This window comes from Bradyrhizobium sp. AZCC 1693, from assembly GCF_036924745.1.
Taxonomy (GTDB): Bacteria; Pseudomonadota; Alphaproteobacteria; order Rhizobiales; family Xanthobacteraceae; genus Bradyrhizobium.
In genome coordinates this window covers 4194203-4218675 of sequence record NZ_JAZHSD010000001.1, presented here as the reverse complement: position 1 = coordinate 4218675, position 24473 = coordinate 4194203, and the positions used below count along the sequence as shown (strand labels likewise).

Below are 24473 nucleotides of genomic sequence, written 5' to 3'. Positions count from 1 at the left end.
GCCCGCCTATGCTGAGAATGTCCGTTCATCGGGGTAGACCGGAAGTCGAGGTGGTCCGGTCAAACCGACGCGATTAACCCAAACCGGTCGAAAGCATTCTCTATGAAAGGAGCGAGATCGCGCGCGCAGCGCACCTTGCCGTCCTCGCGATATCCCCGCTAGCACCATTCGTATGACTATTTGACGAGTTGTATTGACATCCTCAAAAACATTTTGCGTGAGCGTCGGAAACCGAACGGACAGCACGCTGGATTGAAGCTGATCTAAATTCGATCGAACACGGAAGCGGGGCGACTGCCGCCTCCACGAACTCCATGACGCGAGCCAGCGTCCTGGGAAATGATTTCACTAGAGAAGGGAAATGCTGTGAGTGAAAGCGAAACGAAAACCACACTGAACGCATCCAACGGTCCCGCAATGCCGTTGTTCGGATTCCCGAAGATCGCGCTGGCCGGCGTGTTCAGCGAGCTTGCTGAGCAGGGCGTCGCCCGCGCTCAGGAAGGCTGCGAGAAGATCAAGGCCGCGTCGGAGAACATGGCGGAAGCGCTGCGTGAGACCTATTCGAGCAATGCGAGGAGCGCGAACGACTACGGACTCAAAGTCATCGAGATCGCGAACGCCAATACCGTCTCCGCGATCGATTTCTTCGCCCATCTGTTGGGCAGCAAGTCAGTGACTGATGCCCTCACGTTGTCCGCGGCGCAAGCGCGCAAGACCTTCGACACCACATCCGCCCAGAACAAGGAATTGTGGGAGCTTGCCCAGAAGCTCGCGGCAGAAACGGGCGAGCCGATCAGGAAGCACGCCGCCAAGGTTCTCCACCAAGCCAACTAAAGCGCGGCGGTTGGAATTGGTTCAAGAGGGAGACCCGGCCGGTTGGAACTGGCTCGCCACGAGCATCCCCCCATGCTCGACCAAACAACGGCCCAAGTCGCCGCACCGACAAGAGGCGAATCCAACCGGCTGGCTTATTGCTGGAAAAATAACAAAACCAAATTCAAGTAGGCTGAAATAAGTATGGTGATGTTCAAATGCCCGCAACGCGGGCGCGTGATCACCACCGGCATCGAGATCACCGCGAGAGCTTTCAACGGCAGCCGGACGGAGCGTGATCAGAGCGAAAAGACCCGTTAATTGCCGTCTGGCGAAGCACTCTTCATTTCAGCACCGTCTTCGCCGGCTTCGTCGCTTCGTCGGAGGCGATGACAGAGCTTTCCTGGAACAGCGCAAGGGCAAGTCGCGGCGCCGATAATTCCTGGCAGTGCATGCGATCGATCCTGTGCTGCATCAGCGCGTAGCATTCACACGCCATGCTGTCGAGCCGCGTCCGGTCGACCTCGACGATGCCGCGTCGGTCGGATCGGATGGCCCCCGCTGCGCGAAACTTGCTCATCATCAGCGTCACCGTCGTCCGCCGCACCCCGAGCAACTGGGCAAGTGCATCCTGCGTCAATGAAAGCACGTCGTCGGAAACACGGTCGTGCAGCTGCAAAAGCCACCGCGCCATGCGGCCCTCCACCCGATGTAGCGCGTTGCAGGCGGCCACGTGCTGGAGCTGCAAAAATAGCGTGCGGGCGTGGACTTGCACGACGTGCCTGATGGCTGGGCTTCGCGCATAGGCGAGCCGGAATTTCGCGGCGGAAATCCGCGATGCAGTGCCGGCCACGCGAGCAATCGCGGTCACCGACGACCGCGAGGGGCCGAGCACGGAGAGCGAGGCCAATGCGCCTTCCCACCCCATCAGCGTGGTTGCGACTGTTTGGCCGTCGGGCATATCGACCATGAAAACGACGGCACCGCTATGGGGAAAACAAACCTGGTCAAGCTCATCGCCCGACCGCACCAACACAGCGTCAGGTTCGAACGAGATTTTCTGGAAGTGGGGCGTGAGCAGGCCGAGATCCCCTGGCGGCAACGCCGCCAAGAGCCTATTCCCAACGCCGGTCGGCTGCGCGGTCACGGAGTCCTTCCCGGAACGAGCAACCAACGCACCAAGCTATTTGTGTCAGCGTGCATGAATCTCATTTGACTTAATCGCAACGCGCGGCAAAGGCTCACATAGCATCTGCCGATTCACCTAATGCGATGTGCTCATCTCGAGAAAGCGAGATCGGGCGGCAAGCTTCGAGACGCATGGTGTGCTGGCATTCGCACGCCACGGCGGTGAGCCGCGATCGGTCGATCTCAATCTCGCCTCGCCGATCAGATCTGATTGCGCCCGACGCGCGCAAATTGCACATCAGGAGCGTCACCGTCGTTCGTCGCACACCGAGTATTTGCGAAAGTACTTCCTGGGTGAGCGGCAGGACGTCGTGGCCGGTGCGGTCGCGAAGATGCAATAGCCAGCGTGCCATTCGGGCTTCGACTGGATGCAGCGCATTGCAGGCCGTGCCGAGTTGGAACTGTGTCAGCATCGCGCTGACATGAGCCTGGAGCGCGTGCCGGATCGCGCGGCTGCGGTTGAAAGCGTCGCGAAACCGGAAGCTGGGGATCCGCGAGGCTGTCCCTGCCACATGCACGATGGCGGTCATGGCCGAAGGTGCGGGCCCTATCGCGGAGAGAAAGCTGATAGCTCCCTCTCGCCCGATCGTGGCGGTGGCAACCGTCTGCCCGTTCGCCATGTCGATCATCAGAGAAATGGCGCCGTTATGAGGGAGGAAGACATAGTCGACCTCGTCACCTGCTCGCGCCAGGACCGCGTTCTGATCGAGCGCGACCGTCTGAATGTCGCTCGCCAGCAGATCGAAATCCGCTCGCGGCAGTGCGGCCAGAAGGCCGTTACTAGTTCCGCCGGGACGCGTCACTGCCGATGAGTTGCTGTGAGGCATGGGTCGCTTTCTCCATTCCGAGCGGCGCGGACCAGTGGCCTCAACATCTCTTCGGATCTGCCTTCTCTATGCGCACTGAGGAGATCCAGTTCACTTCCAGAGGTTTTCGCTCTCAACAATTAAGCTAAAAACGCTCGCAGCGATGAAGCGGATCTTCCTCTTGCACCATCACTGGGACTTAGACGCGAGTGGGCGACGAGGCACAATTGCAAAATTCGTATGGGTAACACCGTAGGGTGCGCCACGAGAGTTCCAATTTCCGGCACGTGGCAAGCCTGCTGCGATGGCGGAAGTGGCCCGGCAAAACGCGGCGGTCGCATCTCTGCAAAGGCGGCACTGACTTCCCGCACTTCATCACGATGCAGGCTCTCGTGATGACGGCGGTCGGCGGCGCCTTCGTGGAGCTTGTTTCGCGCGATTTCATTGAGGCTGCGCTTTATGCCGCGAGCTGCGATCAGCGGGTTCGACGCTGATGCGTGCAAGCTCCTCGACGCCGGCGTGGAGCAGTTCCGCAGCTAGCGGCTCATCCAAATAGCCGATGCGCAGCAATTCCAGCGCACGCCGACAAGGTGATCCGATTAGGGTGTTTTGGCGCATTGCATGAGTCCGAGTCTGGCCCGAGGCGGCTGTTCAGCACCTCGGGGGCCAACGTCGGGTGTTCGAGGTAGAGCTGTCCTGCCGCGTACGATGCCTGAGGCCCGAGCGTGACCCATCTCGGACATCGACCCCAGACCTGCGAGTGTCCCGAAAGTTTCTCTTGGAAAGCCGCTATCCCCTAAGACTATGCTCGCTTTCTCGCGCTGGCGAGGTGCGCTTTAATCGGAAACTTCAGTCCGTCGTCGGCAACATAAGACATCAGCGCGTCACCTACCTCGCTGACCAGGGTGCGAAGACAGCCGGAACAAGTGCATGTTCGTATGTCTCAGCGGCATTTGCAGCTACCTGCCATTGTCCAGCCATCGCCTAATCCTTGACCACCACCGACCCTGGCGCTTGCCGTCCTCCATACTCGCTTTCCAGCGAAGCTATCACTCCGGGAGCAGCAGCGGACGCGGCCCTTTGGCGCACGTTAACATCGCAAAGATGTTTGATCTCGCGCTCGCCGCTACCAAACGCGAGGTTCGAATACAGATGCAACTTGCGGGGGTGCCGGAGTCCGTTGCTGCAAAGCGGACATCGAGTGGCAGGCCGGATCGGCTGCTCAGTCGAGACCCACCGCGGCCTCAGGAGAGACATGACCGAAGTTTTCGCATTGGCTGTTGGGGTGCTGTCTTCGAGCGCGCGAAGCAAGCTATCCTTTCGGCGGATCGCGACTTCCGTCGCCCCGCTTCCAGCGCCCATCGCATGCTCGAACGACGCTTCGCGCACTCAGTCGCTCGACTGACATGCCATTGTCGTGCATCAACGACGAACTGCTGAAACAGTTCGATCTGTCCCCTTGTGTGTTGCCGGGTCCGCCTCGAGCGCCTGCTTCCCCTTTGCGGCCCATAGCGCTCGTGCCCGTTCGCCTTGATCGCTCTTGAGCTTGTCGGCCATCCAAAGCAGCGCGCCAAGGATGGTGGCGCGGTCGTCACCGGTTAGGTCCACGATACCGGCTTTGACGACGAGACCGCCGAGTTCGATGAGGTGCCGCGTGCGCTTGCGGCGCTCGACCTGCCATGTGCGCATGTCATGTCGCGCCCTTGCGGCCTGATGCCGGTTGCGCGCCGCTCGGTTGCGCAGGAGCGCTGTCCGTGTTGCGGTCAGTTGTTGGTGCATTTCGCCGCGACCGGCTTTAAAAAAACGCGGCCCCGCGCCTGGCCCATGCCTCCCTCTTTCCGGCCTCTTTTGTCTCAGCCAGCACGATCAGCGCGCCCGCCAGTTCATCGGCGCTAAGCGCATCGGCCCCAGTTGCGATGACCAGTTCGCCAAGCTGCTGCACCTTACGGCTCTTGAGGTCACGCGCCTTGTCCCCAAGTGCCTTCAGTTCGGCATCGAAATCGCGTGGCTTGCGCATCATCATCTCCAGAAGCGTTGATGGAGAAATGATAGTCCGGCATCCCGCGTAATGCTGTAGCGTCATCGGGACTGGCTGAGACGGGGTAGTCCCTCCCGAGATTTTTTCGAGGGAGGGCGCGCTTATACGTCGTTCCGACGTGCGCTCGGCCGTGCCACTGATCTGATCGCGATGGCGATCTATCATCTTCACGTCAAGATCATTGGCCGCAAGTCCGGCTCCAGCGCGGTGGCGTCGGCCGCCTACCGCTCGGCCTCGCGGTTGCGCGACGAGCGCCTCGACCGCAGCCATGATTTTTCCGCCAAACGCGGCGTCGTCCATTCCGAGGTGATGCTGCCGGAGAAGGCGCCGGAGGCATGGAGCGACCGCGGACGGCTGTGGAACGAGGTCGAGGCGTTCGAGGTACGCAAGGATGCCCAGCTTGCCCGCGAGGTCGAATTCGCCCTTCCGCGCGAGATGAGTGAGGCACAGGGCATCGAGCTGGCCCGCGACTTCGTGCAGGCCGAGTTCGTGGGTCGGGGCATGATCGCCGATCTCAATGTGCATTGGGACATGGCCGAGGACGGCATGGCAAAACCCCATGCCCATGTCATGCTGACGATGCGCGCGGTGGACGAGAACGGCTTTGGCCGGAAGGCAAGGGACTGGAACCGCACGGAGATGGTCGAGCGCTGGCGCGAACGCTGGGCCGAGCTTGCCAATGAGCGCCTGGCCGAGCTCGACATCGACGCGCGCATCGACCATCGCAGCCTGGAGGCACAGGGCCTCGCACTGGAGCCGCAAAGCCAGATCGGTGCACCCGCCAAACGTATCGAGGACCGGGGCATCGAGGGCGGAGGGACCGAGGCCGACCGCGCCGAGATGCACCGCGAGATCGCGCGCGGCAATGGGATGCGGATCATCGCCAATCCGTCGCTTGCATTGGACGCGATCACACATCAGCAATCGACCTTCACGCGACGCGACATGGCGAAGTTCGCGCACCGGCACAGCGACGGGATCGACCAGTTCAACGAGGTGATGGGCGCGATGCGTAGCGCCCCAGATCTTGTCGAACTCGGCAAGGGCGCTCGCGGCGAGGATCGCTTCACCACCCGCGAGATGATCGAGGCGGAACAGCGCTTGCACCGCACCGCCGAACTGATGGCGGAACGGGAGCGCCATGAGGTGCGTGATAGGGATCGCGAGGCGGCGCTGGCGCGTGCGGAAGCGCGCGATCTTGTCCTTTCGACCGAGCAGGCCGACGCGCTAGCGCACATTACGGACGGGCGCGATCTTGGGATCGTGGTCGGCTATGCCGGAACGGGAAAAAGCGCGATGCTGGGGGTGGCGCGGGAGGCCTGGGAAACGGCGGGCTACGAGGTCCGGGGCGTGGCGCTGTCCGGCATCGCGGCGGAAAACCTCGAAAGCGGGTCGGGCATCGCGTCGCGCACCATTGCCAGCATGGAGCATGGTTGGGGACAGGGCCGCGACCTGCTCACCGCGCGCGATGTTCTGGTGATCGACGAGGCCGGCATGGTCGGCACGCGCCAGTTGGAGCGTGTGCTGTCCCATGCGGCCGAGGCCGGTGCGAAGATTGTGCTGGTCGGCGATATCAAGCAGTTGCAATCCATCGAGGCGGGCGCGGCCTTTCGCTCGATTCACGAGCGTCATGGCGGCGCGGAAATCAGCGAGGTGCGGCGCCAGCGCGAGGACTGGCAGCGCGAGGCCACGCGCGATCTGGCGACCGGCAGGACCGGCGATGCGCTTGAAGCCTACCGCTCCCATGGCATGGTGCACGACGCGCAAACCCGCGGGCAGGCGCGCCGCGATCTGATCGAGCGCTGGGACCGCGACCGGCAGGCATCACCGGATCGGAGCCGCATCATCCTAACTCATACCAATGACGAGGTGCGCGCCCTCAACGAGGCTGCACGCGAACGGATGCGGCTGGCCGGTGATCTCGGCAATGAGGTGCGTGTGGCGGTCGAGCGCGGCGCGCGCAACTTTGCCAGCGGGGATCGCGTCATGTTCCTGCAAAATGAGCGCGGCCTCGGCGTGAAGAACGGAACGCTCGGCACCATCGAACAGGTCAGCCCGCAAGCCATGTCGGTGCGCACCGACGACGGGCGCAGCGTCACCTTTGACCTCAAGGATCATAACCGTATCGACCATGGCTATGCCGCGACCATCCACAAGGCGCAGGGCATGACGGTGGATCGCACCCATGTGCTGGCGACGCCGGGGATGGACGCCCATAGCAGCTATGTCGCCCTGTCGCGGCACCGCGACGGCATGGACCTGCATTATGGCCGCGACGATTTTGCCAATCCGGACCGGCTCACCCGAACCTTATCGCGTGACCGGGCCAAGGACATGGCCTCGGATTACGAGCAGCGCGATCCGGCGCAAGGCTATGCCGAGCGGCGCGGGATCAGCTTCCGCGAGCGCGTTGCCGAAATCTTGCGCAAGGTCGTGCCGGAGAAGCTGCGCGACAGAATCGACGGCCTGCTCGACGGATTGCGCTCGCCCGGCGACAGCGCGCCTGGCGGGAACGCCGTGCAGCCGCCGGAAATAGGAAATGCGGGCGCGGACGCCGCGAGGCGCGAACCCGCTGCGCCAGCGCAAGAGGTGGCGGATGATCCGGAAGCGGAAGCACGTCGGGTGCGCACGCGGGCGCTGGTGCGCCATGCCCGCGCTGTGGATGCGATCTTCGAGGCCCAGGAAAAGGGTGGCCAGGCAAGTCCCGAGCAAGTGAAAGAACTGCAGGGGGCCCGAGGGGTTTTCGAGGACGTGAGGCCCTATGGCTCGCACGATGCAGAGGCCGCCTACAAAAAGAACCCGGATCTTGCCCGTGAGGCTGGGTCAGGCCGGGTCAACCGCGCCGTCCGCGCCCTCCAGCTCGAAACCGAGCTGCGCATCGATCCGAACCGCCGCGCTGACCGTTTTGTGGAACGTTGGCAGGAGCTCGGCCACACTAGCCGGCGCCAATATCAGGTGGGCGACATGTCGGGCTATAAGGCGACGCGCTCGGCGATGGGCGACATGGCGAAAAGCCTCGAACGCGATCCGCAACTGGAATCCATCCTCGCGGGCCGCAGGAGAGAGCTCGGCATCGCGTTCGAATCAGGTCGCCGGCTCGGCATCGAACTGGCCTTCAGCCATGGCATCGACCTCGGCAGAGGCCGGGGCATCGGAATTTGACCCATCCTGTTTTCCGCCGTCTGAACGCCATGGTACTCGATGTGTAAAATGCTCTTGTTCGCCTGCAACGGCTGTCCTGTCTGGTCTCAGATGCCGTCAGAAACAGCGAGCAGGAGGCAGCGCGGCCATGCGCGAACCAGACCGTATCGTCCGTTTGAAAACCGTTCTTGCCCGGACCGGGCTGTCCCGGTCCACCATCTACCGTAAGATCGCCGAGGGCACGTTCCCGACCCAAATTAAGATCAGCGTCAATGGTACCGGCTGGCATGAATCGGACCTTAACCGCTGGATTGCAGATCCAGTCGGATGGCGTCCGAAACGCGAGTTTGATGAGGTTCGGTGAGGTCAGTGGTTGGATCGTTTCCTGACGCGGGTCCTCCAGGCCTCCACAGCCAAACCCGGATCTGGAAAGTAGGCACACCGCCGAGCAGCGGGCTGCCAGCCACCGTCGACAAGACTTCAGCAACACCCAGAGCCGTCTTACCCACGCCCGCCGGCGCGATAGTCGCCGCTGCGTATTTACGAATGAGCCGACGCCCTTACAGGAGCCCGCGCGGCGGGGTGTTCTCCGGGGCGGTCCGGACTCAGGGCGTCGCGGTGATGCATGGCTACGCCTCAGCGCCAGCCTCGCCCGTTAGGCGTCTATAGTTCGCGGGAATCAAGCATCCGTCCGCACGCAGGATGTGGGCGCGTATGGTGTATGTATAAGTGTATGTAGCCAAAAGGTGTTTGCTATCGATCCCGATAAAATGGGCGTTTCTCTCATTTTTTGGCGGACTCCCTCTCCGCCATATACATTTGAATTGATTGGCGTATTTTCAATATTGCGGATGAGACCCCCGGATCGACCCCCAGTCCCGACCCCTGTTGGAGCTGTCGTTAAGAGGTTAGCCAGCCTAAAGTCGCGCGCAAAGCCGCTATGGGCGCGGGCCGCCGCCCCGCATCCCCCAACGCCTCTTGCTGGCGGCCGCAACCCCAACACGGTTTCGGATTGTATTCCTAGCTGTGGCCTGACCAGCACATCCGCATGCCGCCTTTGACTCCCCTGGGTTAACGCATGTGCGCAACGGATATCGCGCGACCTAAGCCCGCTCACCGTCGCGAGGGAGCTCGTGAAGATCGAGGACCAGGAGGACGCCGCACTAAAAGTGAGAAATCTAGATAGAGGAACTTTGATTCCCGATCCGCGCGCAAAGAACGACGTCATCAAGCCAGAGCAGATTATCATTCTGGAGCCAGGCCAGACTGCACCCCCGTTCAGAATCTTGCTGGCCAACGGCGAGATCATCGACTCAAGTTTTCCCGACGACATGAGCGAAGAAGAACAAACAGCTTGGTTCGACAACATGATGGCCAGCGACCCTAGCGACATAGAGTGACGGACAGCACCGGTGACGGACAGCTTTGTCATCGAACGGTGTGCGGCGCACGACGAACGGGCCACCTCGCCGCCGGTGCCAAAGTGCGGGCACGGCGATTTCCTAAACCGTAGGTCGGAAGTTCGAGTCTTCCCGGGATCGCCAGTGATGACAATGACTTATCTGCGCACATGTCACGTGGAAAAGAGCCTCAAATAGCCGCTGGGTAACTGCCCGGGTAACTAACTGGATATGAACCTTCTGGACGGCGAAGCCGCGGCAATTCGAGCTTGTAAGTTGGAATGGCGAACCACTCTGACGAGCGGCGCACAACCTGCGCTGCGGACCGCTTCACGGGTCTGGTCTTTCTTTTTTCAGAACGCGGGGACCCGGGCCTAGGCTAGCGTCGCCCAGCAGCCGACGAAGGAGCGTATCGATTTGTGCCGGTAGCCAGGCGGCGCCCTGAGCCCGGACATGCTGCGCGGCGAGACTCATTTTGCACAAAAGAGGAGAGCACCTGGTGACCGATCCGAGAGCCAACGAGCGCATCGAGCCCGAGGACATCATTGTGCTGCGTCCAGGCGCGCAGGCTCCCCCGCTTACGATACTGCTGCCTGATGGCAGGACGATTCAGATCAGCTACGAGCAGTTCAGGGCTATGAGCCTGGAAGACTTCGACGCTTGGTGCAAGAACATGATTGAGAGCGACCCGAGCGACATCGAGTGATTGCCAAGCCTGTAATCGTAAGCGGTAGTGCTTGCGGATTTGCACTGGCCAACAAGGACCACGACACCCGCGCCCTGCAAGCCTATCTCGGCCACAAGAATATTCAGCACACCGTGCGATACACCGAGTTGTCGCCGACAAGGTTCAGGGACTTTTGGAGGGGCTAACGGCCTTCAAGCGCTCTAATAGCTCTTTCTTTAGAGCATTCGTAAACCTCGTCCGCTTCCTGCGTTCTACCATCCCGAAAGTAAGTCAGACCCTTCACTGCGTATCGGGCCAATTCCTTGTGAGCCTCAATCTCGCGGCGTCCTCCGTCTTCGGCTTCCTTCTGATAGTACAATTCCCAATCGCCCGCGCCTGCATAGCGCTGACGAACGAGGGCGTTGTGCCTGCGGCGGACATCCTTGGTGAAACCTACCTTGATTAGGCCCTTCGATGGGCTGAATGCCGCATACACAGAACCGGCTTCAAGAGCCCTTTGGTTGAAGGCGATCTGCTTAGGATCGCAAGCTACGCACTTTCCGTATCGGTTTCGAATTGCATGGCCTGCTTTGGAGCACGGTGTGACGTTGTAGGCGATGATCGCGCCGATAGATTCCATTCGGCGAGCGTACTCGGCTTTGGTCATGCCAGCAGCATTGAAAAATCTATCGAGAGGGATGCCGTGTCTTTGTGAAAAAGCGTCAAGATCGGGAGACAACGTCTGCCTTTGATTTACATCTCGCTTTTTCGCCGGTCGCGCTTGGGAACTTCCGTATTTTGACAAGCCAACCGGGGCGGCGGAGCCGGGAGAGGCTGCAATCGCTCCATATGGGACCTTATCTGTATCCGGTTTTGGGGTAGCGTCAGTTGCTGGCTTGGTGAAGCGTTCTGCGACTGCGCCAACGACAATCAACACAACAACAATGACAACAATGACAACGAAGAACGTCACTTGCAGTACACTTTCCTTCCAGAACACTCGCCAGGCGCTTCTGCCGCAATTGATGACGCCCGAGCACATCCCATTCCGTAGTATTACGGAATCCTCGCTCACGCTGAACAGTTGTAGCTTGATACAGCCAGCGTGGTGTTTTCATCCCGAACCAATTTGGGCTGGCGGAAGGCCGCGCGAATGCGGCCTTTTTGCTGTCCGGTCATTTAGTCGGTGCACGGCCAAGGTCGCCATCAAACAGGACCACAGCGAGAACGAGTGACCAGACCACCGTTCGCGATAGCCAACAGTGCCTTGGACGATTCGCTGCTGGTCCGGTAGCTCGACAATAGCCTTGGAGCCTGTTCGTCTGATACTTCGCCTAAGGACGAGTTGAAGTCGTAAAGTCGATTTGTGTAATAGCAGCGATAACAACGGGCGAATCAATCGCACTTCCTCCGGCCCGTTGCATCGAGAGCAGAATGTTGAGAACTCCCACCCGCATCGCGGGACGACTAACCCCAATCGCTATCTTACTACTCGGTAGCAGTCATGCCTTTGGTCAGTCGGCGCTCGACCTGTTAAACGCTAAGCCCGGTCAACCGTTGCCAAGGCTCCCCGACGGAATCATCCGGCACGGGAACAGCCCTCAAATCTCACAGCAACCACCAAGAACGACCAACATCGTCCCGGAGCAAGTCCGGGACGAAACCCGATCATCTTGGCTCGGGCTAAGTTCCGTTAGCATGGGTGGCACGTCCCAAACAACGAAGGGTGCGCTCATCGTAACCGTTGTTCCCGGCAGTCCTGCTGCAAATTCCCAGTTGCAGCGGGGTGATCTGATTTTAGCTGTTGACGACAAGGAACTCGAAGTAGGCGGCGAACCAGCGGCATTGGCTCGGATAGTCGCCGGTCATGCAATCGGCACGACCGTCAGGATGAAAATTCTCAGGGGCGGACGCCAAAGCGAGGTTCCGGTAACGCTCGCGTCCAAACCGGCGATTTCATCAGGTAACCCCGAGCTCGAAGCCGAGATTCGAGGCATCTGCCCTCCTCGAATTGCACAGGGGGCAGATCAAACGCAGGTGAGGTCAATCGCAGCCGATAGGTTCTGCATGATCGCGTTCAGGGGAGCGAAAGCAAAAGACAACGAACCATTCTTCCAAAAACTGAATGAGGTACTCGGCCCTTGCGGCAGCATACATACCATGGCCGACGAATCTCGTAGCAAGGTTTACCAGTTTAAGTCCGCTATGGACCTTACAGACGGGGACTTGGGGTCAATCCTAAGACGCACGATTAGGTGCGCCTTTGAACGCGAAACGGGCATTCCTGATGCGGTGGCTATCCATTTCGCCTCTGACCGTTTGGTCGCGACTTACTTGGCTGATCGTGAGAGAGCATTGTCTGAGTTTGTTCAGAACCGTCGCATGGTAGGCCAAGCCAAGTTGGAAACCGAGAGGCGTGATGCGCATGCCGCCGAATTGACAAAGGCTGGGTACTCGCCCGTCGCGCTCAGTGAGCTAAAAATAGACGCACGTTCCTTGCACGGAAAAAAGGTAGCTGTCTCGGGCCTCCTTTTTGTCCTTAACAACGATTCAGCAATCCTGTTGAAGGATGAGAGGGACGAAAATCCCGTGGTCGTTTCGCTGAGAGATGCTTCTCGCGAGACCCGAAGCGCAACCATCGGCAACTGCGACAACCGCAGTCGTGGATGCCGCATTGAGATACGAGGCACTGTTGTTGGTAACGGCTCGTTCGTTGGCATTATGGCTGACTAAGGTTTGCTGCCCAAGCCGTTAAGTAACAGGAACGGTGCCGTGATGAGACCTTTTCCTACTTTTTGTGCTGCGAGAATTGAAATGAAGAAGTTACTCCTCGGGCGCGCGCGCGACGGATGGTATAGCCTGGATTGAGCACGAGTGCGGCCTTTGCAACGGTTCGTGCCTCATCTATAGCGCCGAGCAACCCCAAGGCAGCTGCCAATGCAAAATGGGAAGGCGGAAAATTGGGATTGGCCTCAATTCCCCTCCGCAGCCAGCCGCCGATCCCCGTGTGTAGAGGGTCTCCCTAGAAAATAAGAAGTAAATCAATCGGATGATTGGCGAGGGCGCGGCGCAAACCTATACTCTCGCGGCTGGACTTTCACGCGTCCACGCTGGCCCAGCACGCGTTGGCCTCAGCTCTGCTAAGCCCCCGAGCTGGGGCCTTTTCCTGGTAGCGACTCAATACTCGGGACCAATGTTGCGCAGCTAGTTTTAGCGAATGCCCGATAACATTTACAAATTTCGACGAACAAAATGGGCCGATCCGAAGCGGTTCAAACTGATCGCTGACAGCGAGCCTCGGTGGCCCGGCTCGCGTTATCTTTCGGGCTTTATTGTCCTTTTCGTGCTTATTGGTTTTGTAGCCGTTCAGGCATGGCCGAAGCTGAAGCCTGAAACTGCCAAGTCGGCGTCCGTCGCCAATTCGTTATCAGTGGGTGTGATAGATGGCGACACCATCAGTCTAGGGGACGGCAAACCGAACGTTCGTCTTCTTGGCTTCAACGCGCCCGAAACCGGAAGCCGGGCCAGATGCGAAGCGGAACGTCAAAAAGGCGAAGCCGCGAAACAACGGCTTCGCGAACTTGTCAGCAATGGCCGGTCTGACTTTCAGCAAATTGCGTGTTCGTGCCCGCCTGGTACGGAAGGCACGAACGGTTGCAACTTCGGACGCCGCTGCGGCACCCTGCGAGTCAATAGTGTCGATGTAGGATCAACCTTGATCAACGAAGGCTTGGCCGTTCGCTTCGTTTGCGGTGCGACTAGCTGTCCGACCCTTCCTCGCCCTTGGTGTTGATTAGACGCGCGCGAGCGGACTCGTTGGGGCTTGGAGGTCTCCTCAACGAGTCCGCAGCCGCCGCCGCTGCTTGATACCGCGTAGAATACTCCTACGAATCCCGGCAACAGAGGCTTCGAAGCGAACACAACGAATGCGCGACGGGCGCGGAGATCACTCCTGCGGCACTCCAGCCAAGCGCAGACCCTCACACACGCGCTCTCGCCCAGCGAGATACGTCGCATTGTCGCTGTATACGACGGCGCGCAGACGACGGATCGAAATCTGGATGAAGCGCAAGTCCGGTGTTTGCAGCAGCTCGCGCTTCATGCAACGCGCCAAGTAAGCCCAAGGCAGCGGATAGGATAAAATGGGTCAGAGGAAAGTTTCGATTTGCGCCAATACTTCTCTGTAACCAAGCGACAGCTTCAGCCTCAGCGCCGAGCTGCAATTTGGCTGTCCCCACGATGTGCATCCACTGATAGGCGGAGATGTCGCGTGGGGAGAGGCGGAGCGCTTCGACTACATGAGCTTCGGTCTCGGCCGCGCGGCCCAAGAACACTTTTGCCAAACCAGTGTAGGCGTGTGCCTCGGCCGAATTGCGATCAAGACCCAATACCTGTTCAAATTCCGCAATCCCCCGTGCTGCGCGGTTTGTAAAAATTTGTGCGCCACCCAGGGCCAAATGGGCCCACGGGTATTCTGGAGCGAGCGAAAGGGCCTTGATCGCATTCGCTTCGGCCGCCGAGAAATGCGTGGCCCGGTCGTCAGCTAACATCGCGGCCCCCATCGCCAGGTGGACGCGTGCCATGCCGACCAGCGCTTTGACACTTCGGGGATCGATTTCCAAAGCGCGTTCAAAAAGGACGCACGCCTGAGCGACATATTCAGGGGTCGGTCCCTTGTATTGCCATGAAAACCCTTGGAAGGCCAAGTCTGTTGCATCGGGATGCATTGATTGCTGCGCGCGTCGCGCCTCGGCTTCGATAAGCTGGGCGTTCAATGCGTTGGCAAGCAAGGACACGATTTCGTCTTGCATGTCGAACAAATCGACGACGGGCTTCTCGAAACGCTCCGCCCAAAGATGTTGGCCGCTGTGGGCATCGATCAACTGCACGTTTATCCTAAGCCGCTTGCCGCTGCGTTGCACTGAGCCCTCGAGCACATAGCGAACGTTCAATTCGCGGCCGACTTGCCGTACATCGATAGCTCTTTCCTTATATGAGAACGCGCTGTTCCGGGCGATTACGAACGAGCCGCCGATGCGTGACAAGTCAATGGTTAGACTTTCGGTCACGCCATCGACGAAATAGTCCTGCTCGGCATCACCGCTGAGGTTGGCGAACGGCAACACAACGATAGAAAGACGTGGAGGTGAACGCCGGTCTTTGAGCGCGCCATTCGCATGAGCCCGAGAGACCCGCTGCTGTATCGAGTGCTTGTTGGGATAGGCTCTGCCTTCATCGAGCTTCGTCGCTTTGACGAGGCCATCGTCGCAGGGAAGAAAGCCCTGCGTCAGAACCTGTCCTTTCCGTCAACGCGTCAGCGTTCGCCCATCTCGGACGTGAGGCCGAGGCGAGTGAGGCGGTGGCGCGGCTGCTTGAGGTCGATCCCGCCTTTACAATATCCGGGTGGATCGCTCGGGGCTGGCCAAGAAGCGCGAAGCTGCTGACGGAGGGCCTTCGGAAAGCGGGGTTGCCCGAATAAGCCCGCGCCGCTCGTGCTGATGAGGTGATCGGATAGTACCCCTTTTTCTGCAGCGCACGAGTCTGGATTTAGCCCTTTTCGGCCGTGCTGGTCTCGGTGCGTGATGTCCGCTTATCGGGGAAGACTGGAAGTAACCGGCGGAGCATCAAACCGAAGCGAATGACCCGTAGTGGAAATACGGAGTGGCCAGTTTTGGTCTGGTCTTGGTTGTTTCGCTTTATTCTCGGCGTGAGCGGGTGTCTTGGGAAGCGCGCGACTTTTACTTATTCCCGCTCCTCTTAGGTTCCCCTGTGGTACGATCTTGCTTCCGTTATCAGGGGCTGAGCCCATGCCGATTTATTGCTTACTGCAAAACATGCCGATGGGGCCTGAGGAAATCAGCCGTTTGACGACGGCGTATGAGCAGGCATTGCGGACCATCGGTCTTGTTGACCGGAATGACCCGATAGCCGAGATGGTCGCCAAGAAGATAATCGAGATCGGGCAAACTGGCGTGCGCGATCCTGCGGATATTTCTGCTCTGGCGATCAAGGAGCTTGGAGTGCAGTAAGGCCGCCTCAGTTGGCGGCCTCTTTCTTTAAACGCCAACCCCTTATGTCGCCAACTGTGCAGGTTTTCGGATGCCGGCATGCCGAGACCATCTCCACGCTCGGACAGCCGGCGTCCGAAAAGCGCCAAGGCACGAAATCGCGGGAGGTGGGGCGCTGACGGTGCAGCGGGCGCTATGGGGATTTTGCGGCGGGCTCGGGCCTGAGAAGACTGGACCGGAGCGGTTGCGATGATCGGGCTTCTGCCACGCGTAGGGGTGTGCGTCGGTATGAACGAGCGATCTGCGCGTCGCGCGACAAGATTGGTCGCGCGACTGCTGGTGAATCCAGCACAGCGATGCGAGCGTGGGCGCTGCCGGCTGAGAGCCGGCCAGAATGGCGCTTGTCACTGCGGTCGTTGATCGGCGGCGATGGTCTCATGATGTGTCGATCCTGATCGGCGCCGGCGCCGGTGTGGGGCGGTGCTTCGGCTCGCAGCCGCGCTCAAAAGTCTCGATGACGATCATGCGGGCGCCGCAGCACGGGCATGGACGCGGCAGCACGCGGGGTTCGTTGATCGCGGCTTCGGGCGTCTCGGGTTCTTTAGGGCGCGCCGGCTGAGCGAGCAGCTGGCGCGCGTGCGCAATGTTTGCGGCTCGGGCGCCGTTGGCGAGCAGGCCATAGTGTCGGATGCGATGGAAGCCCTTCGGCAGCACGTGGATCAGGAAGCGCCGGATGAACTCGTCGGTCGCCAGCGTCATCGCCTTGTAGCGGGCGGGCCCCTCGATCCGATAGTCCTTGTACTTGAAGGTGACACCGTTCTCGTCGGCGGACAGCAGCCGGCGATTGGAGATCGCGATGCGGTGGGTGTAGCGCGACAGATAGCGCAACACCTGCCTGGGCCCGGCGAACGGCTCTTTGGCGTAGACCACCCAATTGATCTCGCGCAGTGGCGTCAGATAGGCAGCGAATGCAGCCTTATCGGCGAGCCGCGCATGCTCGCCGAAGAACTGCAGGCGGCCGGCGTGGTGAGCCGCGACCAGCATCTCCAGAAACAGCCTGCGGAACAACGCCGAGAGAACCTGCACGGTCAAAAAATAGCGTGGTCGGCACGCGATCCACTTCGATCCGTCCGGCGACAGGCCACCACCCGGCACGACCATGTGGACATGCGGGTGATGCGTCAGCGCGGAACCCCATGTGTGCAGCACCGACATGAAGCCGATGCGAGCGCCGAGATGCTTGGGATCGGCCGCGATCGTGAGCGTGGTCTCCGCCGAGGCTTTGAACAGCAGGTCGTAGATCACCGCCTTGTTCTGATAGGCGATGTCGGCGATCTGCGCCGGCAGCGTGTACACCACATGAAAGTACGGCACCGGCAGGAGATCGGCCTCGCGCTCGGCCAGCCACTCGCGGGCCGCAGCGCCCTGGCACTTGGGGCAGTGCCGGTTGCGGCAGCTGTTGTAGGCGATGACGGTGTGGGCGCAGGTCTCGTTCTCGCAGCGCGCCACATGGCCGCCGAGCGCCGCCGTGCGGCAGCGCTCGATCGCACTCATGACTTTCAGCTGGCCGAGACTGACGTGGCCCGCATTGGCGCGCCGCCACGCCGCCCCGTGGTCGCGCAAGATATCCGCGACCTCCAGCGCTGGACGCGACACAGCTCCCGGCCGTTACGCCGGCGGCGGGTTCTTCCTGCTCTTCCTGGGTCTCTTGCGAGGCTGCGACAGCCGGTCGAGCGGGCTTTCGATCGCCGCGATCATGCCGGTGGCGACACGGGTATAGCGCGCCGTCGTGTCCAGTTTGTCGTGACCCAGCAGCGCCTGGATGAATCTGATATCGGTGCCGTCCTCCAGCAGGTGGGTCGCGAAGCTGTGGCGCAGCGCGTGCAGCGTCACGCCCTTCCTGATCCCGGCCGCATCGGCCGCCTCATGAAACAGGCGGTTGAGCTGGCGGGTGGTCATGGGCTTGCCGGCCCTGGTGCCGGGAAACAGCCAGCGTTCCGGCACGGGCGTTTGCGCATCGTGACGCGATGGGCGCGCCTTCCACCATTGCCGCAACAGATCGAGCGTCTTTGACGACAGCATGACATTACGGTCCTTGCGCCCCTTGGACTGCTCGATGCGAATGATCTTCTGCGCGCTGTCGATATGCTTGACCTTGAGCCGCACCACCTCGCCGGCGCGCAACCCGCAGCCATAGCCGAGGCTGAGCAGGAGGCGGGCCTTGAGGCTGCCGGCGACGGCCAGCAGGCGCCGCGTCTCATCCTGGCTCATCACCAGCGGGATCTTCTGAGGCTCGCGGAGATGATAGATCTCGGCCGCAAGGTCCAATCGGCGCAGCGTCACGCGGAACAAGAACCGCAACCCGGTCATGATGCGGTTGCGGTTGCAGATGCTCGCGCCCGTCTCGGCCAGGTGCAGCTGGAAGCGGCGGATGTCCTCAAGTGTGGCCGTGTCGGGGGACTGCTTCACAAACGCCGCGAACCGCTTGCAACTGCTGATATGGCCTCTCTGCGTGCCCGCACAGAGCTTGCGCGCATTCATGTCCTCGATCATGCGCTGGCGCAGCGGGCTGACAGCATCCGTACTCATAGGAAACTCCTGTCTTGAATGAGGTTGACGACACCTCGATCTTCAAGACAGGGCGACCCGCGCGCTATCGACGATCTTGACCCCGGCTACCGTGCTCGCGGTCGGGCTCCCCGCGCAGCGGGCTATCGCGCAGCGATTTAGTGCTTTGGCACAACGCGGGCTAGCCAATCGCACTGGCGGATGTCCGTTTTTGAGGGGCTAGCGGACTTGGGCTGCGACGCCGCGCGGCTCAGCGTTTGCGGTCGCACCGTTTTTTCATCCGGGCTGGCACCGCCACCCCACGGTATTGACGGACACGGCCCCGCGCCTTCTCGGGGGCATGGGGTTGAGGCGGGGGCCGCGGGGCCACCGATACGCGTACTGAGTGGCCCGCAAACGAAACTGGTTCTCAGACGGGGTTGTTCCTAGCGATTCTGACGTTGCCTGCCCGGCGGATAAGGTTGCGGCGGGCAGGTGAGGACGTTGTCAGCCGTCGCATGCAGGCGATGTCAGACCGTCATTAGGCGATGGAATCTTGCGACGCGATCAGCGCTTACTGACTGTCTTTTAAGGCGGTACGCACCTGATCGACCGGCCAGTTCTCTGCCACCGGCAATACTCGGACACTACTGTTGTCATTACCGCTAACCAACGCATGCGAACTCGCCGGATCGTCAATGCGGACGAGCTTAAGTTCTGTGTCCGGCTGCCAGTTCAGCGTCACGTCAAGGTCGCCGGGAAAGATTTGCCATTTCGAGCCGTCGTCGAGTACGACAAGATGACTTTCGGAATGTGATCGGATCTTCATACTTGGCAACGGCGCGAGGCTCCGCGAGGTTCCCTGCGCAACCTTCCTTAAACTTCGCCGCGCCGCCAAATGATTTCGCAAGATCGGGGAACCGGTCCCAGCACCCGACACGACAGCTAAGCCGCGACCATATCTTCCTTGTCGGCTCCTCGCATCACAATCTTGAGCGCATCGTCGGGCAACGGCCGCTGCAGCGCCTTAGCCTCATCCCACGGTGCTCGCATCCAAACATCGCGCTCCTCGTTTGTCTGCAGGATGACGGGCATGGCCTTCGGGTGGATCGGTTCGACGACAGCGTTCGGCGTCGTGGTGAGAAAGCCATAGACAAGATGCGGTCCCGGAATCGGCTTCGACTTGGTGCCTCGGTCACCCCTGAACTCGGTCCAGATGCCCGCGAAGCAGGTTAGCGCCCGATCATCATTGATAGCGAACCAAACGACGTCCTTCTTCTTAGTCTCCTGGTTCGGCTCCGGAGCGTATTCGGCAAAGCTGTTGAACGGCACGAGGCACCGGCTCTCCGGCTTCAGCCAGCCGCGCCAGTGCGGCGACGACGTGTTGCGGATGTTCGTGACCGGTGGGCCGTCAGTGCGCGGCGGTGGCGGCATGCCCCAGCGCATCATGACTAACTCGCGCTCTGTGCCTGCATTGCGGATGACGGGCGCGGGATAATCAGGAAACACGCCCGGCATCGGCGCAAGGTTGCCGACGTAGCGGTTCATCACGCGGAAGAGCGCGCGGATCGCTTCTTGATTTGTGGTGATGCTATAGAGATTGAACATCGAAGGTCTGCCGCGAAGGATCTTTCTTAGCCTAATCTCTATTACCATGCAGCTCCCCTAGCTTGCGCATGTAGTAGCCCTGCCTCTGGAGCGCGGAGCTGATCTCGTCGCTGACTTTGATGACCCTCTTTTTGCTTTTACGCCATTTTCCCTGCGCCGCAGCGGGCGGCATCGGATATCCCTTCTTCACAACGAGCAGATCACGTTTGGTGTTCAAATACACATCCATATGCGTCTCTCCCAAAGCGATGAACTTATCGCTTGCGAGCAAAATAATGGGTTACCAAAGTGCAACACCGAGCCCCATTGTGCGCTCGCGATTTACCACCCAGCACGTGCGCACGACAGAGGCGCGCGGATCAACGACTATTCTAATACCTCGCACTCGAACGCGACGCCTTCAGGATCGTTCTCGAACCACTTTTCTGCGGCATCCACATTTGCGAAGACCTTGACGTGGTCTTTGTCTCCGATCTGCTTGCTCGTTGACGTAAACGAAAACAGTCATTGCTCCCTCTTTAAATTGCGGCGGCTGCGCCAAAGCCGAAGCTATCTGGTCAGGTGCGCCAGCATGGCCTCACAGGCCGTCTCGGCTTCGGCGTACGCCTTGAAGGGTGATCCGCCCACCCTGATCGCAGGCTTGTTGATATGGATAGGGCGCCAAGAAGCTACAAAGCCCGGCTTGCCGTGAAGTCCGGGCCCATCTCTACTCTCGTTACTGATTACGAACGAAAAGCCGCGTTCGCTGGCGCTCCATATCTCCAAGTCCTCTGTCGCAGGACCAACGCGGCTGAAGTGCAGGGCCATTTCACCCTCAACGGTGGTGGTAACTCTGACGTGACTCGACGCGTCTCCGTTTCCACGGTTCCAACCTTATCTTGCAACTTTTCCCCGGCGCTGCGGCGGCTGGCATGACCAAGTGGAAGTGCCACGGAGCCGACGTCATCCGTAGGGGTCGTGGATTGCACGTCCGGCGCCGTAGCACTGTAATTGCTGGCCATGAGCATCAAAACGCGACAGGCCATCTGGGGCGGCAAGATCATGGGAGCCGATGGAGCATCAGCGCCGGGCGGACTGGCGTAAGAGCGAACTGGCGGCGCGCCGCTTTCGCGCGGAATGTGATTGCCTCGATGGCGCAGTTGCCACATCCAGCCTTGGTCAAGTACCGTTAATTATCGACGCTTGTGATCGGAAGGCGCGGCGGACGTAACCGGCCTGATGATCTCGAATGGCCGCGACGTGCGATATCGTCGGGGCCATTCACCGTAGTTTTACGGGATGGCGTTCAAGCCGTCTTCATGGCGAACGATCAAACCCGGCACGGGGGAGACGCAATGCTTTATGAAGATAGCTTATGCCGATTTCACGGGACCAAATGGGGCCCTGGATCGCTCTGGGAGCCCTAGAACTGCCGCTAGTTACACGGCCAGCGACCGCTGTTCGCACTCTGGCGCGCGACTTCGCGCATCATCGTATCCAGCGCGTAGACAACAAAAGAAATAGCGCCCGATTACCCCGGTACTTGGCCGCTGGTCGGGTGTTCTCAAACCCACCCATAATCGCCGCCCCGTGGCGGTCACAGACCCGCCATTCCCATCTGGTCGAGCTTCGCTCGGTAACCAACACTTCCAACACGGCCGCGCCCCGCCATCCCCAGTTGCGTGCCATCAAGCTACCAATGGGCTTTAAAGGTGTCGGTTCGCTTTTAGACTCTCAGATGTAGTTTGATGAAAGTGAATGTTTGAAACAGTGTTTGAAACCCAGCGTTTAGCGATGTCTTAGTTTGGGGGCTTCCTCTTCTTGGCAACTGGCCGTACGAGAGAGGTGGTGCTACTTGCACGTCCAAGCGATCACAGTGGCGATTGACCAATACGCTGGAAGGGCTCTGGCAACCCGCGACTATTTCCTCACCAAGCCATATAGCATCGGTGGTGGCACGGGCGACCACGTCCCCTGATTGTTCGAGATTTTCACGAAGGAAGTAAAATGCCCGCCGTTGCCCTCCAAGGTGCGGCGGGCTTTTTGTGAGTTGCGTTTTGCCGAAGCGTATTGAGATGCTGGGGTTCATTAAACCCCAGCTTGCTACCCTGAAGACCAAGGCGCCTATGGGCGATCAGTGGCTTCATGAAATCAAGTTTGACGGCTATCGCGTGCAGGTTCACGTGAATAGCGGACGGAAGAAGGTCTACACCCGCAACGGGCTGGACTGGACCAAACGGTTCTCTGCCATTGCGGGCGTCCTCGATATTCCCGGCCAAGCCATCATCGATGGTGAGGTAGTCGTGGTCCATGAAGGCCGCACCAATTTTTCCGAACTTCAGGCCGAGCTTGCCGCGGGCAGACAGGACCGAATGGTCTATTACGCATTCGACCTTCTCTGGCGCAACGGAGACCTTCGCAGGCTGCCGCAGATCGAACGCAAGCAACTCTTGTTAGATCTGCTCGGCGAAAACGGCATCGAACTGTCGGTACTGTTTTCCGAACATCTCATCGGCGACGGTCAGAAGATGTTTGAGCATGCCGCCAAGCTGCATTGGGAGGGCATCATCTCTAAGCGGGCGGACGCCCCGTATCGTTCAGAGCGAAATGAGAACTGGCTCAAGATCAAGGCCGTTCATAAGGGCAAGTTTCCGGGGTTCGTCAAAGACCCTAGCGGCGTCGCGGCGCTTTATCTCGGCAAGCAGGAAGGCAAGGAGCTGGTCTATATGGGCAAGGTAGGAACTGGATGGTCGCGCACCGTCTCAACCCAGATCAGGAAGCAGCTCGACACGGTGGTTAGCCCGAAGTCGAAGCTAACCAAAGCCATCAAGAAGCCAAAGGCGACATGGGTTACTTTCGACCTTGGATCGGCCACGACATCGACGGGAAGCAATTACATCCGGTACCTTGGTGCAATCACGGACATGCAGATTGCGGGCTTCACGGCAACACCTTCGACTGATCGCAACATAATTCAGGTGGTGAACAGCCCGACGTATGATCAGATCGTTTTTGCGAGGGACGCATCTACCATCGCACACGTCCCTATCTTTTATTTCCAGTTCGACGACACAGGCTCGGCACCACGCAATGCAGTGACCGATTTTCTGTCAACTTCTTGGACATCCGGTATCGATCCGACGAGTTTTAACAGCGCCACAATGTTCTATATTCCCGATTTCCAGAATTGGTTTAGCGATCAGAAGCAACTCACAGTCAATATCAATTCCGTCGCGCTCGCATCGAGCGTTCCTGAGCCGTCAACATGGGCAATGATGATGCTTGGTTTCGTTGCAGTCGGCTTCTTGACGTATCAACGGAAGCAAAAGATGGCGTTGCGGGCTGATCAGATTTCAGCTTTGAATTCCGGATAGCCGCCGCCATGGCGGCTTTTCCTTTCAGGATGCGTCAGCCGCAGTTGATCGCATAAGCAGGGACAGGCCACATGCGGTAGCGGATGTACGTGCTGCTTGACGGGTGTCCTGATGGCGGACAATCGTCGCGGCATGAAACGCCGAGTCAGACCTATCGTCTAGCTGAACTACTGTCTTCTTTGTCCGCGCCGCGAGCGACGATCCTCAGCGCATTTTCCGCCAATGGCCGTTGCAGCGCCTTCGCCTCATCCCACGGCGCCCGCATCCAAACATCGCGTTCTTCATCGGTCATTAGGATTACTGGCATCGCTTTGGGATGGATCGGTTCGACGATCGCGTTCGGCGACGTCGTAAGAAAGCCGTAGACATTGTGCGGACCGGGTACCGGCTTCGACTTGGTGCCACGATCGCCCTTGAACTCGGTCCAGATGCCCGCGAAGCAGATCAGCGGCCGATCATCATTGATTGCGAACCAGACGACGTCCTTTTTCTTGGTCTCCGGGTTCGGCCCCGGCGCATACTCAGCGAAGCTGTTGAACGGCACTAGGCAACGGTTTTCAGGCTTCAACCAGCCGCGCCAGTGCGGCGAGGAAGTGTTGCGGATATTGGTCACCGGCGGCCCGCCGGTTCGCGGCGGTGGCGGCATGCCCCAGCGCATCAGGACGAGTTCGCGATCGTCACCGGCGTTGCGCACGACTGGCGCGGGATAATCTGGAAACACGCCCAGCATCGGCGCAAGGTTGCCGACATAGCGGTTCATCACGCGGAAAAGCGCGCGGATGGCCTCTTGATTTGTGGTGATGGAATAAAGGTTATGCCGACGTCGGCATAATCTCTACTATGCCGACTTCTGGATTATGCCGACCATTGGCTCAAAACGGGCTCTGGCGGCGGCGATCGCTGC

At 59.9% G+C, this 24473-nt stretch carries 21 protein-coding genes, 1 tRNA gene and 2 pseudogenes; 11 read left to right on the top strand and 13 right to left on the bottom strand.

The window, feature by feature from the left end; genetic code table 11:
• Window positions 1-366: 366 nt before the first annotated feature.
• Window positions 367-834: a phasin family protein gene (locus V1293_RS20145; RefSeq protein ID WP_334511610.1), complete on the top strand. Its 468-nt coding sequence runs from the start codon at window positions 367-369 to the stop codon at window positions 832-834.
• A 322-nt stretch (window positions 835-1156) separates the two neighbouring features.
• Here the strand turns inward: V1293_RS20145 and V1293_RS20140 are convergent, their stop codons facing one another.
• The 5 genes and pseudogenes from V1293_RS20140 to V1293_RS20120 form a co-directional block, all read right to left on the bottom strand.
• Window positions 1157-1960, bottom strand: coding sequence for a Crp/Fnr family transcriptional regulator (locus V1293_RS20140; protein WP_334511609.1), 804 nt, complete (start codon window positions 1958-1960; stop codon window positions 1157-1159).
• Between the two features lie 94 nt (window positions 1961-2054).
• Window positions 2055-2828 (bottom strand): Crp/Fnr family transcriptional regulator, encoded by a 774-nt coding sequence (locus tag V1293_RS20135; RefSeq protein WP_334511607.1) that lies wholly within the window; start codon window positions 2826-2828, stop codon window positions 2055-2057.
• Between the two features lie 420 nt (window positions 2829-3248).
• Window positions 3249-3425: a hypothetical protein gene (locus V1293_RS20130; RefSeq protein WP_334511606.1), complete on the bottom strand. Its 177-nt coding sequence runs from the start codon at window positions 3423-3425 to the stop codon at window positions 3249-3251.
• A gap of 804 nt (window positions 3426-4229) precedes the next feature.
• Entirely contained in the window at window positions 4230-4496 is a 267-nt protein-coding gene (locus V1293_RS20125) for a conjugal transfer protein TraD (protein WP_334511603.1), read from the bottom strand.
• A 1-nt stretch (window position 4497) separates the two neighbouring features.
• Window positions 4498-4824 (bottom strand): annotated as a pseudogene (locus tag V1293_RS20120) (conjugal transfer protein TraD).
• Window positions 4825-4995: 171 nt separating this feature from the next.
• On the opposite strand from V1293_RS20120, the gene traA reads away from it, so the two are divergent.
• From traA to V1293_RS36185, 6 genes are all read left to right on the top strand, one after another.
• Window positions 4996-8007 (top strand): Ti-type conjugative transfer relaxase TraA, encoded by a 3012-nt coding sequence (gene traA / locus V1293_RS20115; RefSeq protein WP_334511601.1) that lies wholly within the window; start codon window positions 4996-4998, stop codon window positions 8005-8007.
• Window positions 8008-8134: 127 nt separating this feature from the next.
• A complete protein-coding gene (locus V1293_RS20110) occupies window positions 8135-8350 on the top strand; it encodes a helix-turn-helix transcriptional regulator (RefSeq protein ID WP_334511598.1) in 216 nt (71 codons plus the stop codon).
• A 769-nt stretch (window positions 8351-9119) separates the two neighbouring features.
• Entirely contained in the window at window positions 9120-9386 is a 267-nt protein-coding gene (locus V1293_RS20105) for a hypothetical protein (RefSeq protein WP_334511597.1), read from the top strand.
• Between the two features lie 74 nt (window positions 9387-9460).
• A tRNA-Arg gene (locus tag V1293_RS20100) sits at window positions 9461-9530 on the top strand.
• Between the two features lie 355 nt (window positions 9531-9885).
• A complete protein-coding gene (locus tag V1293_RS20095) occupies window positions 9886-10092 on the top strand; it encodes a hypothetical protein (protein ID WP_334511595.1) in 207 nt (68 codons plus the stop codon).
• Window positions 10089-10259 carry a tyrosine-type recombinase/integrase gene (locus V1293_RS36185; protein ID WP_442894255.1) on the top strand — a complete coding sequence of 57 codons (171 nt, stop codon included), beginning with the start codon at window positions 10089-10091 and terminating at the stop codon, window positions 10257-10259. The genes V1293_RS20095 and V1293_RS36185 overlap by 4 nt, the downstream gene beginning before the upstream one ends.
• Here the strand turns inward: V1293_RS36185 and V1293_RS20090 are convergent.
• Window positions 10256-11026, bottom strand: a complete 771-nt coding sequence (locus V1293_RS20090) for a GIY-YIG nuclease family protein (protein WP_334511593.1) — start codon at window positions 11024-11026, stop codon at window positions 10256-10258. The genes V1293_RS36185 and V1293_RS20090 overlap by 4 nt on opposite strands.
• A 461-nt stretch (window positions 11027-11487) precedes the next feature.
• Between V1293_RS20090 and V1293_RS20085 the strand changes: the two genes are divergently transcribed.
• Entirely contained in the window at window positions 11488-12786 is a 1299-nt protein-coding gene (locus V1293_RS20085; protein WP_334511592.1) for a PDZ domain-containing protein, read from the top strand.
• A gap of 484 nt (window positions 12787-13270) precedes the next feature.
• The gene (locus tag V1293_RS20080; RefSeq protein WP_334511591.1) at window positions 13271-13846 is read left to right on the top strand and encodes a thermonuclease family protein; all 576 of its coding nucleotides are present in this window, start codon (window positions 13271-13273) and stop codon (window positions 13844-13846) included.
• Window positions 13847-13999: 153 nt separating this feature from the next.
• Here V1293_RS20080 and V1293_RS20075 read toward each other — a convergent pair.
• A pseudogene (locus V1293_RS20075) lies at window positions 14000-15203 on the bottom strand (tetratricopeptide repeat protein); the annotation flags it as partial.
• Between the two features lie 657 nt (window positions 15204-15860).
• On the opposite strand from V1293_RS20075, the gene V1293_RS20070 reads away from it, so the two are divergent.
• Complete coding sequence (locus V1293_RS20070) at window positions 15861-16082, top strand: hypothetical protein (RefSeq protein WP_334511590.1); 222 nt, start codon at window positions 15861-15863, stop codon at window positions 16080-16082.
• 414 nt (window positions 16083-16496) lie between these two features.
• Here the strand turns inward: V1293_RS20070 and V1293_RS20065 are convergent, their stop codons facing one another.
• The 5 genes from V1293_RS20065 to V1293_RS20045 all read right to left on the bottom strand — a co-directional run bounded on the left by V1293_RS20065 (window position 16497) and on the right by V1293_RS20045 (window position 20445).
• A complete protein-coding gene (locus V1293_RS20065; protein ID WP_334508880.1) occupies window positions 16497-17717 on the bottom strand; it encodes an IS91 family transposase in 1221 nt (406 codons plus the stop codon).
• 12 nt (window positions 17718-17729) lie between these two features.
• A complete protein-coding gene (locus V1293_RS20060; RefSeq protein ID WP_334508877.1) occupies window positions 17730-18650 on the bottom strand; it encodes a tyrosine-type recombinase/integrase in 921 nt (306 codons plus the stop codon).
• 532 nt (window positions 18651-19182) lie between these two features.
• The gene (locus V1293_RS20055) at window positions 19183-19437 is read right to left on the bottom strand and encodes a hypothetical protein (protein WP_334511589.1); all 255 of its coding nucleotides are present in this window, start codon (window positions 19435-19437) and stop codon (window positions 19183-19185) included.
• Window positions 19438-19553: 116 nt separating this feature from the next.
• Window positions 19554-20216: an SOS response-associated peptidase gene (locus tag V1293_RS20050; RefSeq protein WP_334511588.1), complete on the bottom strand. Its 663-nt coding sequence runs from the start codon at window positions 20214-20216 to the stop codon at window positions 19554-19556.
• Window positions 20217-20247: 31 nt separating this feature from the next.
• Window positions 20248-20445: a hypothetical protein gene (locus V1293_RS20045; protein WP_334511586.1), complete on the bottom strand. Its 198-nt coding sequence runs from the start codon at window positions 20443-20445 to the stop codon at window positions 20248-20250.
• Between the two features lie 1807 nt (window positions 20446-22252).
• On the opposite strand from V1293_RS20045, the gene ligD reads away from it, so the two are divergent.
• Window positions 22253-23569 (top strand): non-homologous end-joining DNA ligase, encoded by a 1317-nt coding sequence (gene ligD, locus V1293_RS20040; RefSeq protein ID WP_334511584.1) that lies wholly within the window; start codon window positions 22253-22255, stop codon window positions 23567-23569.
• A 151-nt stretch (window positions 23570-23720) separates the two neighbouring features.
• Here ligD and V1293_RS20035 read toward each other — a convergent pair whose 3' ends face one another.
• A complete protein-coding gene (locus V1293_RS20035) occupies window positions 23721-24371 on the bottom strand; it encodes an SOS response-associated peptidase (RefSeq protein ID WP_334516806.1) in 651 nt (216 codons plus the stop codon).
• Window positions 24372-24473 lie beyond the last annotated feature (102 nt).